Here is a 13,598-nt window from a genome sequence, read left to right as displayed (position 1 = left end):
CGGATGTCGCCGCGCCACGATGGATCCGATAGCCGCTCAAGCAGAGGTCGTCGAAGATAATGGATCGGGTCCGACCGTCAACGGCAACCGGGAGTCTTGCGCCCGCCGTTACGCGCGGTCAAAGGCTTTGGCGAAAGGATCGCATGTATCGGATGGAGAAGCGGCGGCACGGCTCGTCCGAGCCGCGCCGCCACGACGTCTTTACTGGCCGCCGCCAACGTTCTTGAAGGACTCGTTCATCTGCTCCTGGATCTGATCGATCGAGAAGCTCGCCGGGCGCTGGGCCGGCGGGAACTCCTTGAAGGTCGCCAGGAAGTTGCCCACGTAGGCCTGACCGGCGATCGCCAGATAGCTGTGCGACAGCAGCCAATCCCAATAGGTGTTGGAAGTGATGTCCGCGCGCTCGTAGGGGTCCGACCGCAGGTCGAACATCTTGGGAAGGCGCAGCTTGGTGAAGGGCTCGGCCCAGATGCCCATGGTGCCGGTCTTGCGCTGTTCTGCGAAGACGAGCTTCCAGTTTTCGAAGCGCAACCCGACGATCTCGCCATCGTCATTCATGTAGATGAACGAGTTGCGGGCGCTCTTGTCGGACTGTCCGGTGAGGTAGGCAAGCTGGTTATAGCCGTCGAGGTGGTTCTTGTACTGCTTGCCGTTGATGGTCGTGCCCTTCAGCAGGCGTTCGGTGATGTCGGTGTCGCCGGCCGCGGCCATCAGGGTCGGGAACCAGTCGAGTCCGGAGAAGATGCCGTTGGCGATCGAGCCCTCCTTGATGTGGCCGGGCCAGCGGATCATGGCGGGCACGCGATACGCGCCTTCCCAGTTGGTGTTCTTCTCGCTGCGGAACGGCGTGGTGCCGGCATCCGGCCAGGAGTTCTGGTGCGGGCCGTTGTCGGTCGTGTAGATCACGATCGTGTTGTCGGCGATGCCCATGTCGTCGAGCGATTTCAGCACCGTCCCGATGAGGGCGTCATGCTCGACCATGCCGTCGGCATATTCGGTCAGGGCCGTCAGTCCCGGAGGGCTGCGGTGCTCGTCGCGCACATGGGTGCGGAAATGCATCCGTGTCGTGTTGAACCAGGTGAAGAAGGGCTTCTTCGCCGTGTTCTGGCGCTGCATGAAATCGATCGCGGCGGCGGCGGTTTCGTCGTCCACGGTCTCCATGCGCTTGCGCGTCAGGGGGCCTGTGTCCTCGATCTTGCCGTCGGCGAAGGAATGGATGACACCGCGCGGTCCGAAGCGTTTGCGGAACGCCGGATCCTGCGGATAGTTGCGGTCCTCCGGCTCTTCCTCCGCGTTCAGGTGGTAGAGATTGCCGTAGAATTCGTCGAAGCCGTGCGCCGTCGGCAGGAACTCGTCCTTGTCGCCCAGGTGATTCTTGCCGAACTGACCGGTGGCGTAGCCCTTGTCCTTGAGGGCGGAGGCGAGCGTGACGTCGGACGCCTGGAGGCCGAGGTCCGCGCCGGGGATGCCGACCTTGGACATGCCGGTCCGCAAGGTCGACTGGCCGGTGATGAAGGTCGAACGACCCGCCGTGCAGCTCTGCTCGGCGTAATAGTCGGTGAACTTCAGACCTTCCTTGGCGATGCGGTCGATGTTCGGCGTCTGATATCCCATCAGGCCGAAGCTGTAGGTCGACAGGTTGGTCTGGCCGATGTCGTCGCCGAAGATGACGAGGATGTTCGGTGTCGCCGTTGTCGCCGCGTCCTGGGCAAATGCCGGTGCCACTGGCGCCAGCAACCCGGCGCCAACCACAGCGGCTGACGCGATCAATCTCGCTATTCGCATGACCTTCGCCTGCATTGCCTAAAGGTAGTGCCGTCGAGGTAGTGTCTTGGTGGATGCGATGGCTTCCAGCAGGGGGACACTCGGACCGCAAGATGGAGTCCGATCTGTCGTTGCTGGCCGTGGAACCAGGGCAGAGCTGCGCTTCTTTCGCAGTATTGACCCGGGGCCGAAGCCCAGGCTTGGCAGTTCAACCTCCGAAGAGGTTCATTTTCCTGTCAAAGCGCCGTCATGCGGTCGGTAGCGGTGGACCAATTACCCCCATTCTGCCACCATAGGTTGGTGGTTACAATATGGGCTGGATCCTCCGCCTCGGATCGAGGCACGCCTTCCGACCTCCATCTAGCGCCCGCCTTCGCCGCCGGTAGGGGAGCGGACCGCATTTTTGGACCCGTCCGCAGACCGGGAGCGCGCCGCTCGGGCCTGAAATCCGGGGCGGTAGCTTTTCGGATCAGGTCGGCGGCGTGTCCGCGACCTAGACGATGTCGTGGTCCTGATATTGCTGCTGCCAGGTGTCGCCGCAGTCCCCGGCGAGGCCGAGCGCGCTGCGAGGCGAAATCCGCGGGAGGCGGTGCAATTCTTCGCATTGTCGTCGACCTCGTTTCGAAGCGTGGCAACAGAAAGAACCGTCGAGCAAAGAGCCTTCGAGAAGATGCGTCGGGCGCGTTTCGGATTCGGGATCCGTCCTGCGCCTCGACATCCGCCGGCCAGCAGCCTCCGGCGGAATCCACCGTCGGGCGACGGTGGCAGCAGTTCATTTGGGGGAAGGGACCGTCGCCATCAGGCAGGACCGCCGTTCCGTTTCTTTATCCGGAACAACGGCGCGCCAGCGACCCAGGCTTTATCGACTGTCCTCCCCCGTCGAGCGTGTGTCGCGGTGAGGATAGGATCGCCCGGGGAGCGCTGTCCAGAGTCTATTTTCGTGTTGTACTTGACGCGTGACGATCGTTGCTTGGGGTTAAGCACTCGCTCGACTGGAATAGGTAGAAAATTGAAATATCGGCATGGGAACCCCTGTGGGATCGTCTAGATGTCGATACCGTCCTCGGGCTGCTCCGCCCGGATCTCGGCCACGGCGCGCAGCAGGATTTCGGTGACGCGATGCTGCTCGATCGACGTGCTGCCGATCTTGGAGGCGATGGCCGCCTTCAGGGCGCGGCGCGCGTCGTTCATCTCCGGAATGACGCCGGGTATGTCGCGGTCGGGCCGGTCGTCGCGGGCGCCCGCTTCGCCGCGCCCGAACCATTCGCGCGCCTGAGCTATGCGGCGGCCGATGCGGTCGAGGTGATCCAGGATGCCGGCGACCGTGGCGTTGTTTTCCGACAAGTGTTCCGTGCCGGCGATGGAGATCGCGTAGATCTTCTTGTTGCCATGGGTGGAAGCCGTCGCGTGGCCAGCCTCCTCAAGGAAGGTCAGCGTCGGATAGATCACGCCGGGACTGGGGCTGTAGCTGCCGCTGGTCAGTTCCTCGATCGCCTTGATGATGTCGTAGCCGTGGCGCGGCTGCTCCGCGAGCAGAGACAGAACGATGAGGCGCAGATCCCCGTCGGCGACCATGCGGCCGACGCGAAATCCGTCGCCGCCCCGGTTTCCGGGCGCGAGGCGACCGCTGCCGGGCTTTTCCGGGCTGTCGCCGCGGCGCGCCATCGACAATTGGGTGCGTCCGCTGCTCGGCGCGGTCTGGTCCGGCCCGTTCGGGGGAGGCGTCTGCGGCACGATGGCTCCGATATATCGTAAGATATCTTAGCGCTAAGTCCGACGCTCCCGCCCGTCAAGATATATCTTACGACATGGTCGCGCCCGCGCCTATGTCAAAGCCGATCCGGGTACGGTTTATCGTCACCGTGCCCGTGGTCATTGTATGTTGACGCGCCGTTCGGATGATGCGCGGCCCACTTGACCCTGTAGCAGAGCGAATCAGCGCCGATGGACATGCCGACCGCCATTCCCAGCCCTGCCACGCAGGCGATCCCGCTTGATCCGAGGCGCTGGCGCAAGACGCTGTTCGGCATGCTGCTCGATTCCCGCGCCCAGTTCGGCGGCAAGCGAGAGGTGATCGAGGACATCCAGCGCAAACCTCTCACCTTCGACCGCGTGGTGATCGGCGCGCGGGTGCTTGGCCGGGTGTTCGCCGCGAAGACGAAGCGGGGCGAGCGCGTCGGCGTGTTGCTGCCGAATGTCGCCACCGTGGCGCCGACTTTCTTCGGCCTCGTCGCCTTTGGCCGCGTGCCGGCGATGCTCAATTTCAGCGCCGGGCCGAAGAACCTGCTCGTCGCCTGCAAGGCGGCCGACATCAGGCATGTGATCTCGTCGCGGCGCTTCATCGCCGAGGGCAAGCTCGAGCCGCTCGTCGCGGCGCTGGAGGCGCATGTCGAGATACTGTGGCTGGAGGACATCGGCAAGTCGGTCAGCAAGCTCGACAAGCTGCGGGGCGTCGTCTCGTCCTGGTTCGCGCGGCCGCTGCATGCGCTTTCCGGCGTCAAGCCGGACGATGTCGCGGTGCTGCTCTTCACGTCCGGCTCGGAAGGCGCGCCGAAGGGGGTGGCGCTGACGCATGCCAACGTGCTGGCGAATGTCGAGCAGTTCCTGCGCACGCTGGCGCTGAAGGCGGACGATTCCCTTTTCAATCCGCTGCCGGTCTTTCACTCCTTCGGTATGACGGTCGGGTTGATCGCGCCCTTCGCGATCGGCATGCGCGTGTTCTTCTATCCGACTCCGCTGCACTACAAGCAGATCCCGGCGCTGGTCGGCGACAGCGGCTCGACCATCCTGATCGGCACCGATACTTTCGCGGCGGGCTGGGCGCGGATGGCCGAGCCGGAGAATTTCGCCAATCTGCGGCTGGTCGTGCTGGGGGCGGAGAAGATCAAGCCGCCGACGCGCACGCTCTGGCGCGATCGTTTCGGCATCGAGCTCTATGAGGGCTATGGCGCTACCGAGGCCGCACCCGTCGTATCGGCGAATACGCCGCTCTACCACAAGGACGGCACGGTCGGTCGCCTGCTTCCGGGCATGTCCTACCGGATCGAGCCGGTTCCGGGCCTCGACGAGGGCGGGCGCTTCTGGATCCAGGGGCCGAACGTCATGCTCGGCTACATGCGCGAGAGCGCGCCTGGCGTGCTGGAGCGGACGCCGGGCGGCTGGCACGACACGGGCGACATCGTCACCCTCGACGCCGAGGGCTACATCACCATTCGCGGCCGCGCCAAGCGCTTCGCCAAGATCGGCGGCGAGATGATCTCGCTGGCGGCCGTCGAGGCCTATGCGTCGCAGGTCTGGCCGGACAATATCCATGCCGCCGTCTCGGTCGCCGACGAGCGCAAGGGCGAGCAGATCGTGCTGGTCACCGATCGCATCGACGCCGACCGCAACGAACTGATCGCCTCTGCCAAGGCGCATGGCGTACCGGAGATAATGGTGCCGAAGCGGATCGTAACCGTCGAGGCGTTGCCGATGCTGGCGACCGGCAAGACCGACTATCCTGCCATCGCGGAACTGGCGCGGGGATAACGTAGCGGCGCGGTCGGAATTTTCTGTAATTCTTCAAATTTCAGTGTTTTTGTTCACAGTGGACGACAAGGCGGCCGTGATATCGATCCCTTCGAGAGTGTGGCCGCGCCTGGCACGTCGCGCGTGATGGCGCGCATCGATTGAATCGGGACTGATGAACGAAGACACCGCACACCATCTTCTTCCGTCCATGATCCGGCGGATCGTCGTCGTGGCGCTGGTGGTCTTCTGTACGGCCGAGATAGGGATCCTCACCCGGCCGATCGGCTTCTTCGCCACGCTCTGGCCGGCCAATGCCGTGCTGCTCGGCCTGTTCGTCATTCGTCCGTCGCTCGCCGGGCCGTGGGGTTGGGTAGCGGCCGTCCTGGCCTATCTGGCGGCCGGCCATGTCAGCGGCGATGCGCCGCTCCTCAATTTGTGGCTGACGGCTGCGAACCTCGCCGGCATCGTCGCCGGTTTCATCCTGCTTCGCCGGCTCGACGCGGAAGACCGTGCCCTGCAGCGGCCTGGTGCTGCTCGTTCCCAGCTCCCTGCCGCGGGTCGGCTTCGCCTACTGGTTCACCACCGAACTCGCGAACTACGTGGTCATTCTGCCGGTGCTGCTGACGCTGCCGGAAATCCCGGCGCGCGGCGTGATGCTGGACAGGCTGGCCCGCTTCCGGCCGAGCCTCGCGACGATCATGCCGGTCGTCGCGCTCGGCCTTTCGGTGGTCGGCTCGATCGTCATCGGCGGGCCTGGCGCCATCGCCTTTCCGGTGCCGGCGCTGCTCTGGTGCTCGCTGACCTATGGCCTGTTTCCCGTCACGCTGCTGGTCCTGCTGTCGAGCCTTGCGATGCTGGGAGCGGAGACGGCCGATCTGTTCCGCTTCGTTCACGTCGAGGATCTGATCGACAGCGCCACCTCGTTCCGACTCGGCCTGACGCTGCTGGCGCTGGGTCCGCTGACGGTCGCGACCATCACCGCCGTGCATCGCAAGCTGATGCTGCGTCTCGATCGCGCAGTCCGCATGGACGGCCTGACCGACATCCTCGCCCGTCGCGCCTATCTCGACCAGAGCGCGGCGCTGCTTTCCCGGCCGAGGCCCGGATTCTGGTCTGGCGTCGCCGTGCTGATGATCGATGTCGACCATTTCAAGCAGGTGAACGACCGTTATGGTCACGCCTCCGGCGACGCGGTGTTGGTCGCGGTGACGGATGCCATTTCCGGCCAGCTTCGGCGCAATGACCTGTTTGGCCGCATCGGTGGCGAGGAATTCGCCATCACCCTGCCGGACATCGCCAGCGCCGACGCCGTCACCCTGGCCGAACGGCTGCGTCATGCGGTCGAGCGCCTGTCGGTCAAGGTGGGCGAGGGGCAGCCGATCCGCGTCAGCGTGTCGATCGGCGTCGTCCATCGGTCGCGGCCGCCCGCGGGCGGCCTGATCGAGCTGCTGCCGCTTGCCGACGCGGCGCTCTACGAGGCGAAGGCCACGGGCCGCAACCGGATCGTCCTCTGCTCGTCGTCGTGCAGGGCCATGGCCGCGGCGGAGTAGTCTCCTGGACGGGCGCCGCCCGACCTGCGGTCAGGGGCGCCAGCCATAGATCCAGTCATAGCGGCGCAGCAGCCGCTCGCCGCCGAGCGCGGTCATCGTCATGTCGCGGGCAAAGGCCATGGCGCCGCCCAGATGATAGATCTGGCCCGCCTGCCGCGCCGCCTTCCATACCCGGCTGACGCGCGGACGGCGTTGCGCCTGGTAGCGCTGGAGGGCTTCGCCGACCGGTGCGCTGGCGAGTTCGGTCGCGAGCACGTCGGCATCCTCGATCGCCATCGCCGCGCCCTGCGCGAGGAAGGGGACCATGGCGTGGGCGGCATCGCCGATGAGCGCAATCCGTCCGTCCGACCAGGCGCCGCCCGGGTCGACCTCCGTCAGGCACCAGCGCGTCCAGGGCAGGTCGAGCTCGGCCAGCCGGCCGATATAGCGCGTGCCGTCCTGATCGAAGCGCTGCCGCAGCACGTCGGCATTGCCGGGCGCGTTCCAGCCATCCTCGCGCCAGTCCTCCTCGATCACGACGATGACGTTGATCTGGCGGCCGCCGCGCACAGGATAGATGACGACATGCGCAGCGCGGCTGAGGAGCACGGTGGTGCGTTCCTGCGGCAGGTCTCGCGGCGCCATGCCGATCGGGATGGTGGTGCGCCAGGCGGTGCGGCCGCTTGACCGCGCCGCCGCGGCGCCCTTGACCGCGCTCCGCAGCTTCGAGCGCACGCCGTCGGCGGCGATCATCGCGTCGAACGAGAGCGCGCTGTCGTCGAGAAACAGCGTGACTCCGTCCTGCGCCTGCGCGACCGCCTCTGCCTCGACGCCGAGCTTCAGGTCGATCAGGCCTTCCCGGCGGACGGCTTCAAGGAGAATGGATTGCAGGTCGGCACGATGCAGTAGCCGGTAGGGAGCGCCATAGGCCTGGTGGGCGTGGGCGCCAAGCGGGAGGCTGGCGATCGGCTCGCCGGTTTCCCCGTCGCGAAGGTCGATCGCCTCGGGCTGAACGGCGGCCCGGTCGAGCGCTTCGGTCAGGCCGAGCGCTTCGAGGATTCGCCCCGCATTCGGCGAAACCTGCAGCCCGGCGCCGACTTCGGAGAGCTGCGTCGTGCGCTCGATGATGGTCGAGGCAATGCCCCGCCGCGCCAGCGACAGCGCCGTCGTCAGGCCCGCGATGCCCGCGCCTGCAATTCCGACGCGGATCGATGTCATGCCGATCTGGACCCGTTACGCCGCGATCGGGTCGACGAACAGGTGGCCGGGCGGCAGCGTCTCGCCGCCATGCAGGCGGGCATTGTAGCGATAGAGCGTCGAGCAGTAGGAGCAGACCTTTTCATTGTCGTCTCCCATGTCGATGAAGATATGCGGATGGTCGAAGGGCGGCTTGGCGCCGACGCACATGAATTCCTTGACGCCGATTTCGATGGTCACGACACCGGAATCGTTGTGGAAGTGCGGGATGACATGTGCGGCCATGGAGCGGGTCCGTCGGTTCGAAGCAGCGGTTGCGCGGACCATAGCGTTGCGACGTCGCCATGAACAGACCGCATGGCACCCACCAGCGGCGACACCTTGGCGCGGTCGTCGCGATCCTTCATAACTGCGCCGCAGACATCGTCGGAATCCCCCAATGCAAAGCTTCCTTTCCAATGGCCACTCCATCGCTTACCTGGATGAGGGCGAGGGGCCGCCGATCCTGCTTATCCACGGTTTCGCATCGAGCGCCCGGGTCAACTGGGTCAACCCCGGCTGGGTCGACACGCTGGTGAAGGCGGGCCGCCGCGTCATCGCCTTCGACAATCGCGGCCACGGGCACAGCGACAAGCCGCACGAGGTCGCCGCCTATCGCGTCGCCGCCATGGCGGAGGACGCGCGCAACCTGCTGCTGCATCTCGGCATCGCCCGCGCGGACGTCATGGGCTATTCGATGGGCGCCCGCATTACCGCCTTCCTGGCGCTGGCGCATCCCGAGATGGTGAAGTCGATCATTCTCGGCGGCCTCGGCTATGGCATCGTCACCGGCATCGGGCCGTGGGGGCCGGTCGTCGACGCGCTCGAGACCGACGATCCCGACAGCATCACCGATCCGATCGGCCAGATGTTCCGCAGGTTCGCCGACCAGACTCGCAGCGACCGCATCGCGCTTGCGGCCTGCATGAAGGCGACGCGGCAGCCGATCTCGGCGGATGATCTCGCCACGCTCCGCCTGCCGGTGCTGGTCGCCGTCGGCGAGCGCGACGAACTGGCCGGCTCCGCCGCCCAGCTCGCCGAGATCCTGCCGAACGCCGAGGTGCTCGATATCCCGAAGCGCGACCACATGCTCGCCGTCGGCGACAAGGTCTACAAGGCGGGCGTGCTCTCCTTCCTCGAGCGGCGCGGCCTTTCCTGAAGCGCGGATCAAAGCTCCGTTCCGTCGGGGGCTTGCCGGCCGCCCTTCAAGGCTTGATTCCGCCCGGGATCGCGCCGTTTCGGCTCCGTCGCGGCGGCTATCCCTCGATTTGCGGTCCGATTATCTGGATTTTCGTTGCTTTTTCCGGGCCGGCCGATATGTCTCTGAGCCCCATCCGGGCCGCATGTCGGCGGGCCGGCCTGCGAGCAATTTTTCCTCGCGGAGGTCTGTTTTGCGGCATCCCGACCCCATGTTAGGGTGCTGCTCCGAACTGGCTGCAGCGATGGATGGCAGCAAGGAGACGTCAATGTCGGCCGTCAATTCCCGTGTCGTGGGCGAGGGGCTTGCGAGCTTCGATCCGCTCTGGTCGTCCATCCGGTCGCAGGCCGAAGACATCATGCGCGCCGAGCCGGCGCTGGCGAGCTTCATCTATGCCACGGTGCTGAACCACGACCGGCTGGAAGAGGCCGTCGCCCATCGCATCGCCGAGCGGCTGCATCATCGCGATCTTTCGGCGGAATTCATCCGCCAGGCCTTCGCCGAGGCTTTCGCCGACGAGCCCGGCATCGCCAAGGCGGTGCGCGTCGATATCCAGGCGGTGTTCGACCGCGATCCCGCCTGCACGCGCGCCATCGAGCCGCTGCTCTATTTCAAGGGCTTCCACGCCATCGAGACCCATCGTCTCGCTCATTGGCTGTGGGGACAGAACCGGCGCGATTTCGCCTATTACCTGCAGAGCCGTTCTTCCTCGGTGTTCCAGGTCGACATCAATCCGGCCGTGCCTATGGGCAAGGGCATCTTCCTCGACCACGCCACCGGCCTCGTCGTCGGCGAGACGGCGGAGATCGAGGACGATGTCTCGATCCTGCAAGGCGTGACGCTGGGCGGCACGGGCAAGGAATCCGGCGACCGCCATCCCAAGGTCCGGCATGGCGTCCTGCTCGGCGCCGGCGCCAAGATCCTCGGCAATATCGAGATCGGCCATTGCTCGCGCGTTGCGGCGGGTTCCGTGGTGCTGCATTCGGTGCCCCCCAACACGACCGTCGCCGGTGTTCCGGCCAAGGTGGTCGGCAAGGCGCCCTGTGCGGAACCGTCGCGAATGATGGACCAGATCGTGCCGGATCAGGCATAATCGGATCAGTCTCATGGGTTGTGGCGGCGCCGTTCGGGGCGGTGCCTGCGACCTGTCGCGGCGCCTAGCGGCGCGGTGGCGATACCCGGTAGTTCCCCCGAACCTCAGGAGATCAAATTGGATCGCAAAGAGATCCAGAAGCTCGAGAGCTTCTTCCAGCGCCGCTTTAACATGAAGGGCATCACCGTCCGTCCGCGCCCGCGCAAGGACGACACGGCCGAGGTCTATTTCGGCGACGAGTTCGTCGGCGTCCTGTTCCGTGACGATGAGGAGGGCGAGCTCTCCTACAACTTCACGATGGCGATCCTCGACATCGATCTCGAGGAAGCCTGATACGGCGCGTCCGGCGCGCCTGCGCCGACCGAACGAGGTTCCATGATGGTGGCGTCGCTCCGGCGGCGCGCCGATCGTGGATACTGACAAGGCGGCACACCGTGCGCCGCCATCCGCCGACCGCCGGCGCATCGCGCCTCCGGTCGGCGTCCTGGACCGGAACACGCCATGCCCCTGCACGCCCTTGACGGCCTCTGGCCGGAAGTTCCCGCCGCCGACCGCTTCTGGGTCGCGCCCGACGCTCGCGTAATCGGCAAGGTGACGCTCGGCGACGAGGTCGGGATATGGTTCGGCGCCGTGCTGCGCGGCGACAATGAGCGCATCACCATCGGCGCGCGCAGCAATGTCCAGGAACATTGCGTCCTTCACACCGACATGGGTTTTCCGCTTGTGATCGGCGAAGGCTGCACGATTGGCCATCGCGCCATCCTGCATGGCTGCACGATCGGCGAGAACAGCCTGGTCGGCATGGGCGCTACGGTCATGAACGGCGCGAAGATCGGCGCCAATTGCGTCATCGGCGCCGGTGCGCTGGTTCCGGAAGGCAAGGAGATCCCCGATGGCTCGCTCGTCGTCGGCATGCCGGCCAAGGTGATCCGCGCGCTGGACGAAACGACTTTTGCCCGGCTGCGCGAGGGCGCGGCCCACTATGTCGCCAATTGGCGGCGCTATGCGGCGGGCTTCGAATAGGCTTTTCCCGCGCGCATTCGCAGACAACAAAAAGCCCGCCGGAATGGCGGGCTCTTTGTTTGCCGGGGGCGGGGCTCAGCGGCATTCCTGTCCCGGCTGCAGGGGCTTGTGCACCTGCTGGCTGAGGACGAACGGGTCGCTGACATTGACGTTGCCGGCCGGCCTGTAGCGGCAGACCCACTGGGTGCCCTGGTGGCCGTCGATCTCGCAGGTTGCGCGGCCGCAGCCCAGGAAGCCCGTGTCCTTCCAAACCACCTGGGTGAAGTGGCCGTTCACTCGCTGGCAGTTCTGGGTGAAGCCGCCGACGAAGACCGGGTTGTTGAAATCATAATTGGCGATTTCGCAGTACCAGCTCTGTTCGAACGCATCGCGATCGGAGAGCGCCGGCAGCACCGGGGTGCCGTTCTGGTCGAAATAATAGGCATTGGCCAGGTTCTCGCCGGTGTTGGGCGCGATGTTCTTGTCATGTGAGCCGACGATGCACTGGCTCGCATAGACCTGCGCCGATTTGGCGAGGGATTCGCACCATTTGAGCTTGGGAGCACAATGCTCTGCCCGCCGCTCATTGTGCGCGTTGAGCATGTCGCTCCATTCGGTCGGCACTTCGTCGCCCGATTCCGGGCAATCGACCACGACAACCTCCGGCGGCGGCTTGACGGTGATCTGCTCGAAGCTGTCGCAGATCAGCCCGAGCGCGTTCACATGCCGGCCGTGGCGGATGCGGATCCCGACGACGGCCTCGCCGGCCGGGCAGGATTGGACGATGTTGGGGAACACGGGCGCATTGTTGCCCAGGTCGAGATTGTGCCGGTCGGCGCTGATGGTGGAGACGCAGTTGAAGATCATCAGCCGGACCTGGCGGTCGCCCGGCGTCATCAGCATGCCGACGCCGTGGATGATGAAGCCGGGCAGGCAGGTTCCGCTTGATGGGCCGCCGCCATTGCCGCCGCGGGGCGGCAGCACGTCCTTGGCGAGGCCGGTAGCCCCGGTCGCCGGGTCGACCGGGGCGCAGGTGAGCGCCATCTGGTCGAGCCAGGATCCGGAGCGGATCTTCGCCCCGACCAGGTAGTAGCCGGAGGGGCACATGTCGGTGTCATCATGGTCGCCGACGCCGCCGAAGGGCGGGAATTTCGTTAGGGCGTTCGCCGCGGTCATGGGGACCAGGATCCCGATGATCGCGATCAGGCAAAGCGTCGCGAGGACGCCTGCGGTCCATCTGGAGCGAGCGTTCGACATAAACCGACATCCCCCTGAAGAAAGGCTGGATCGGAAATATGAAGAACGCAGAGTAACCCGGAAGTGACGTTAGGGAAAGGTGTCCGGCTTTCTGTTGCCCTAGCCACGGTGCGGCTTGGCTTTACAGGGACGAGGCGCAGGCGAAGACCGGGGAAGGGCAGGCCGCGGCGCGGCCTGCCGGTGTGATCAGCGCTTGATGCTGCCGACCAGGGTCGGACGGTCGTCGTCGATGGAAACCCAGCGGCCGCTGTTCTGGTCCGACTGGCGCTTGACGAACTGGTACTCGGTGTCACCCCAGAGCTTGATCTTGGGTTCGAGATTGTCGAGCACGAGGTCGCCCCGGTCCGAACGGACCGTCAGCACGGCGTGGCCTTCGCCATTGGTCTGGCGGACGACGGTGATCAGCAGCGATCCGGCGGGCCAGCCCTTCTCGATCAGCTCGCGCCGCTTCAGCAGAACGAAGTCTTCGCAGTCGCCCTTACCGTCTTCCGGATAGTTCCAGTATTCCTCACGACCATAGAGTTCCTGGTCGGTTACAGGCTCGATGGCAGTATTGACGTTGTCGTTGACGGCGATCAGCTCGTTCCAGCGCGTGACCGTCAGATGAACGGGGGCGGTGTTGCGCGTGATCTCGTTGCATTCGACGGGCATCCGCGAGCAGAGCTCGAAATGGCCGACCGGCTGGCTGGTCTTGCCCGTCACCCGCATGAAGGCGGGGTGATCCTGCGCGGCGGCTCCAGCGATGAGGCCGAAGAACATGGCAAGCCCGGCAATGCAACTCGATACGCGTACAAACGACATAAAACCCGTCCTCTGGTCCGAGGAAGACTATGCCATATAGACTTTTACTGCGATCTAAGCCAAGTGCGATGATTCTAATCGACTTCTCTTCAAATTCGTGACGAAGTTTAAGCTTTCGTTTAATGAACGATTAACCAATTGGCCTTGCGGCATTGTCTATCGTGGGTGGACAATGCGCGGCGATCGATCAGCGCAATCTCGCGGAATC

13 protein-coding genes are annotated in these 13,598 nt (G+C 65.3%); 6 read left to right on the top strand and 7 right to left on the bottom strand.

Annotated elements, in window-relative coordinates; genetic code table 11:
• Nucleotides 1-201: 201 nt before the first annotated feature.
• Both OSH07_RS08725 and OSH07_RS08720 read right to left on the bottom strand, forming a co-directional pair.
• Nucleotides 202-1,785: an arylsulfatase gene (locus OSH07_RS08725; RefSeq protein WP_420909613.1), complete on the bottom strand. Its 1,584-nt coding sequence runs from the start codon at nucleotides 1,783-1,785 to the stop codon at nucleotides 202-204.
• Nucleotides 1,786-2,808: 1,023 nt separating this feature from the next.
• The gene (locus OSH07_RS08720) at nucleotides 2,809-3,498 is read right to left on the bottom strand and encodes a PadR family transcriptional regulator (RefSeq protein WP_266338252.1); all 690 of its coding nucleotides are present in this window, start codon (nucleotides 3,496-3,498) and stop codon (nucleotides 2,809-2,811) included.
• Between the two features lie 210 nt (nucleotides 3,499-3,708).
• Here OSH07_RS08720 and OSH07_RS08715 point away from each other — a divergent pair, with 210 nt between their 5' ends.
• Entirely contained in the window at nucleotides 3,709-5,292 is a 1,584-nt protein-coding gene (locus OSH07_RS08715) for an AMP-binding protein (RefSeq protein ID WP_266338251.1), read from the top strand.
• Between the two features lie 33 nt (nucleotides 5,293-5,325).
• Here OSH07_RS08715 and OSH07_RS08710 read toward each other — a convergent pair whose 3' ends face one another.
• On the bottom strand, nucleotides 5,326-5,613 hold the full coding sequence (locus OSH07_RS08710; RefSeq protein WP_266338250.1) for a hypothetical protein: 288 nt from the start codon (nucleotides 5,611-5,613) through the stop codon (nucleotides 5,326-5,328).
• Nucleotides 5,614-5,783: 170 nt separating this feature from the next.
• On the opposite strand from OSH07_RS08710, the gene OSH07_RS24435 reads away from it, so the two are divergent.
• Nucleotides 5,784-6,824: a sensor domain-containing diguanylate cyclase gene (locus OSH07_RS24435; protein ID WP_266338249.1), complete on the top strand. Its 1,041-nt coding sequence runs from the start codon at nucleotides 5,784-5,786 to the stop codon at nucleotides 6,822-6,824.
• A 30-nt stretch (nucleotides 6,825-6,854) separates the two neighbouring features.
• Here the strand turns inward: OSH07_RS24435 and OSH07_RS08700 are convergent, their stop codons facing one another.
• Both OSH07_RS08700 and OSH07_RS08695 read right to left on the bottom strand, forming a co-directional pair.
• Nucleotides 6,855-8,021 carry an FAD-dependent monooxygenase gene (locus tag OSH07_RS08700; protein ID WP_266338248.1) on the bottom strand — a complete coding sequence of 389 codons (1,167 nt, stop codon included), beginning with the start codon at nucleotides 8,019-8,021 and terminating at the stop codon, nucleotides 6,855-6,857.
• 15 nt (nucleotides 8,022-8,036) lie between these two features.
• Complete coding sequence (locus OSH07_RS08695; RefSeq protein WP_266338247.1) at nucleotides 8,037-8,285, bottom strand: zinc-finger domain-containing protein; 249 nt, start codon at nucleotides 8,283-8,285, stop codon at nucleotides 8,037-8,039.
• 154 nt (nucleotides 8,286-8,439) lie between these two features.
• Here OSH07_RS08695 and OSH07_RS08690 point away from each other — a divergent pair, with 154 nt between their 5' ends.
• The 4 genes from OSH07_RS08690 (at nucleotide 8,440) to OSH07_RS08675 (ending at nucleotide 11,353) form a co-directional block, all read left to right on the top strand.
• Nucleotides 8,440-9,198, top strand: coding sequence for an alpha/beta fold hydrolase (locus tag OSH07_RS08690; protein ID WP_266338246.1), 759 nt, complete (start codon nucleotides 8,440-8,442; stop codon nucleotides 9,196-9,198).
• Between the two features lie 307 nt (nucleotides 9,199-9,505).
• Complete coding sequence (gene cysE / locus OSH07_RS08685; protein WP_266338245.1) at nucleotides 9,506-10,330, top strand: serine O-acetyltransferase; 825 nt, start codon at nucleotides 9,506-9,508, stop codon at nucleotides 10,328-10,330.
• Nucleotides 10,331-10,447: 117 nt separating this feature from the next.
• Nucleotides 10,448-10,663 (top strand): DUF3126 family protein, encoded by a 216-nt coding sequence (locus OSH07_RS08680; protein ID WP_266338244.1) that lies wholly within the window; start codon nucleotides 10,448-10,450, stop codon nucleotides 10,661-10,663.
• 168 nt (nucleotides 10,664-10,831) lie between these two features.
• Nucleotides 10,832-11,353 (top strand): gamma carbonic anhydrase family protein, encoded by a 522-nt coding sequence (locus OSH07_RS08675; protein WP_266338243.1) that lies wholly within the window; start codon nucleotides 10,832-10,834, stop codon nucleotides 11,351-11,353.
• A gap of 75 nt (nucleotides 11,354-11,428) precedes the next feature.
• On the opposite strand, the gene OSH07_RS08670 is transcribed toward OSH07_RS08675, so the two are convergent.
• Both OSH07_RS08670 and OSH07_RS08665 read right to left on the bottom strand, forming a co-directional pair.
• Nucleotides 11,429-12,508, bottom strand: a complete 1,080-nt coding sequence (locus OSH07_RS08670; RefSeq protein WP_266338242.1) for a CAP family protein — start codon at nucleotides 12,506-12,508, stop codon at nucleotides 11,429-11,431.
• Nucleotides 12,509-12,775: 267 nt separating this feature from the next.
• On the bottom strand, nucleotides 12,776-13,390 hold the full coding sequence (locus tag OSH07_RS08665) for a transglutaminase-like cysteine peptidase (protein WP_266338241.1): 615 nt from the start codon (nucleotides 13,388-13,390) through the stop codon (nucleotides 12,776-12,778).
• Between the last annotated feature and the right edge of the window lie 208 nt (nucleotides 13,391-13,598).

The sequence above is a fragment of the Kaistia nematophila genome, assembly GCF_026343855.1.
Classification (GTDB): domain Bacteria; phylum Pseudomonadota; class Alphaproteobacteria; order Rhizobiales; family Kaistiaceae; genus Kaistia; species Kaistia nematophila.
The sequence above is the reverse complement of the archived record's forward strand: the minus strand, read 5'-3'. Positions and strand labels throughout refer to the sequence as shown.

Coding starts and splice junctions, on each gene's coding strand:
- OSH07_RS08725 (WP_420909613.1), bottom strand. CDS start 1,785: ATGCGAATAGCGAGATTGATCGCGTCAGCCGCTGTGGTTGGCGCCGGG.
- OSH07_RS08715 (WP_266338251.1), top strand. CDS start 3,709: ATGGACATGCCGACCGCCATTCCCAGCCCTGCCACGCAGGCGATCCCG.
- OSH07_RS08710 (WP_266338250.1), bottom strand. CDS start 5,613: ATGACGAACAGGCCGAGCAGCACGGCATTGGCCGGCCAGAGCGTGGCG.
- OSH07_RS08700 (WP_266338248.1), bottom strand. CDS start 8,021: ATGACATCGATCCGCGTCGGAATTGCAGGCGCGGGCATCGCGGGCCTG.
- OSH07_RS08695 (WP_266338247.1), bottom strand. CDS start 8,285: ATGGCCGCACATGTCATCCCGCACTTCCACAACGATTCCGGTGTCGTG.
- OSH07_RS08690 (WP_266338246.1), top strand. CDS start 8,440: ATGCAAAGCTTCCTTTCCAATGGCCACTCCATCGCTTACCTGGATGAG.
- cysE (WP_266338245.1), top strand. CDS start 9,506: ATGTCGGCCGTCAATTCCCGTGTCGTGGGCGAGGGGCTTGCGAGCTTC.
- OSH07_RS08675 (WP_266338243.1), top strand. CDS start 10,832: ATGCCCCTGCACGCCCTTGACGGCCTCTGGCCGGAAGTTCCCGCCGCC.
- OSH07_RS08670 (WP_266338242.1), bottom strand. CDS start 12,508: ATGACCGCGGCGAACGCCCTAACGAAATTCCCGCCCTTCGGCGGCGTC.
- OSH07_RS08665 (WP_266338241.1), bottom strand. CDS start 13,390: ATGTCGTTTGTACGCGTATCGAGTTGCATTGCCGGGCTTGCCATGTTC.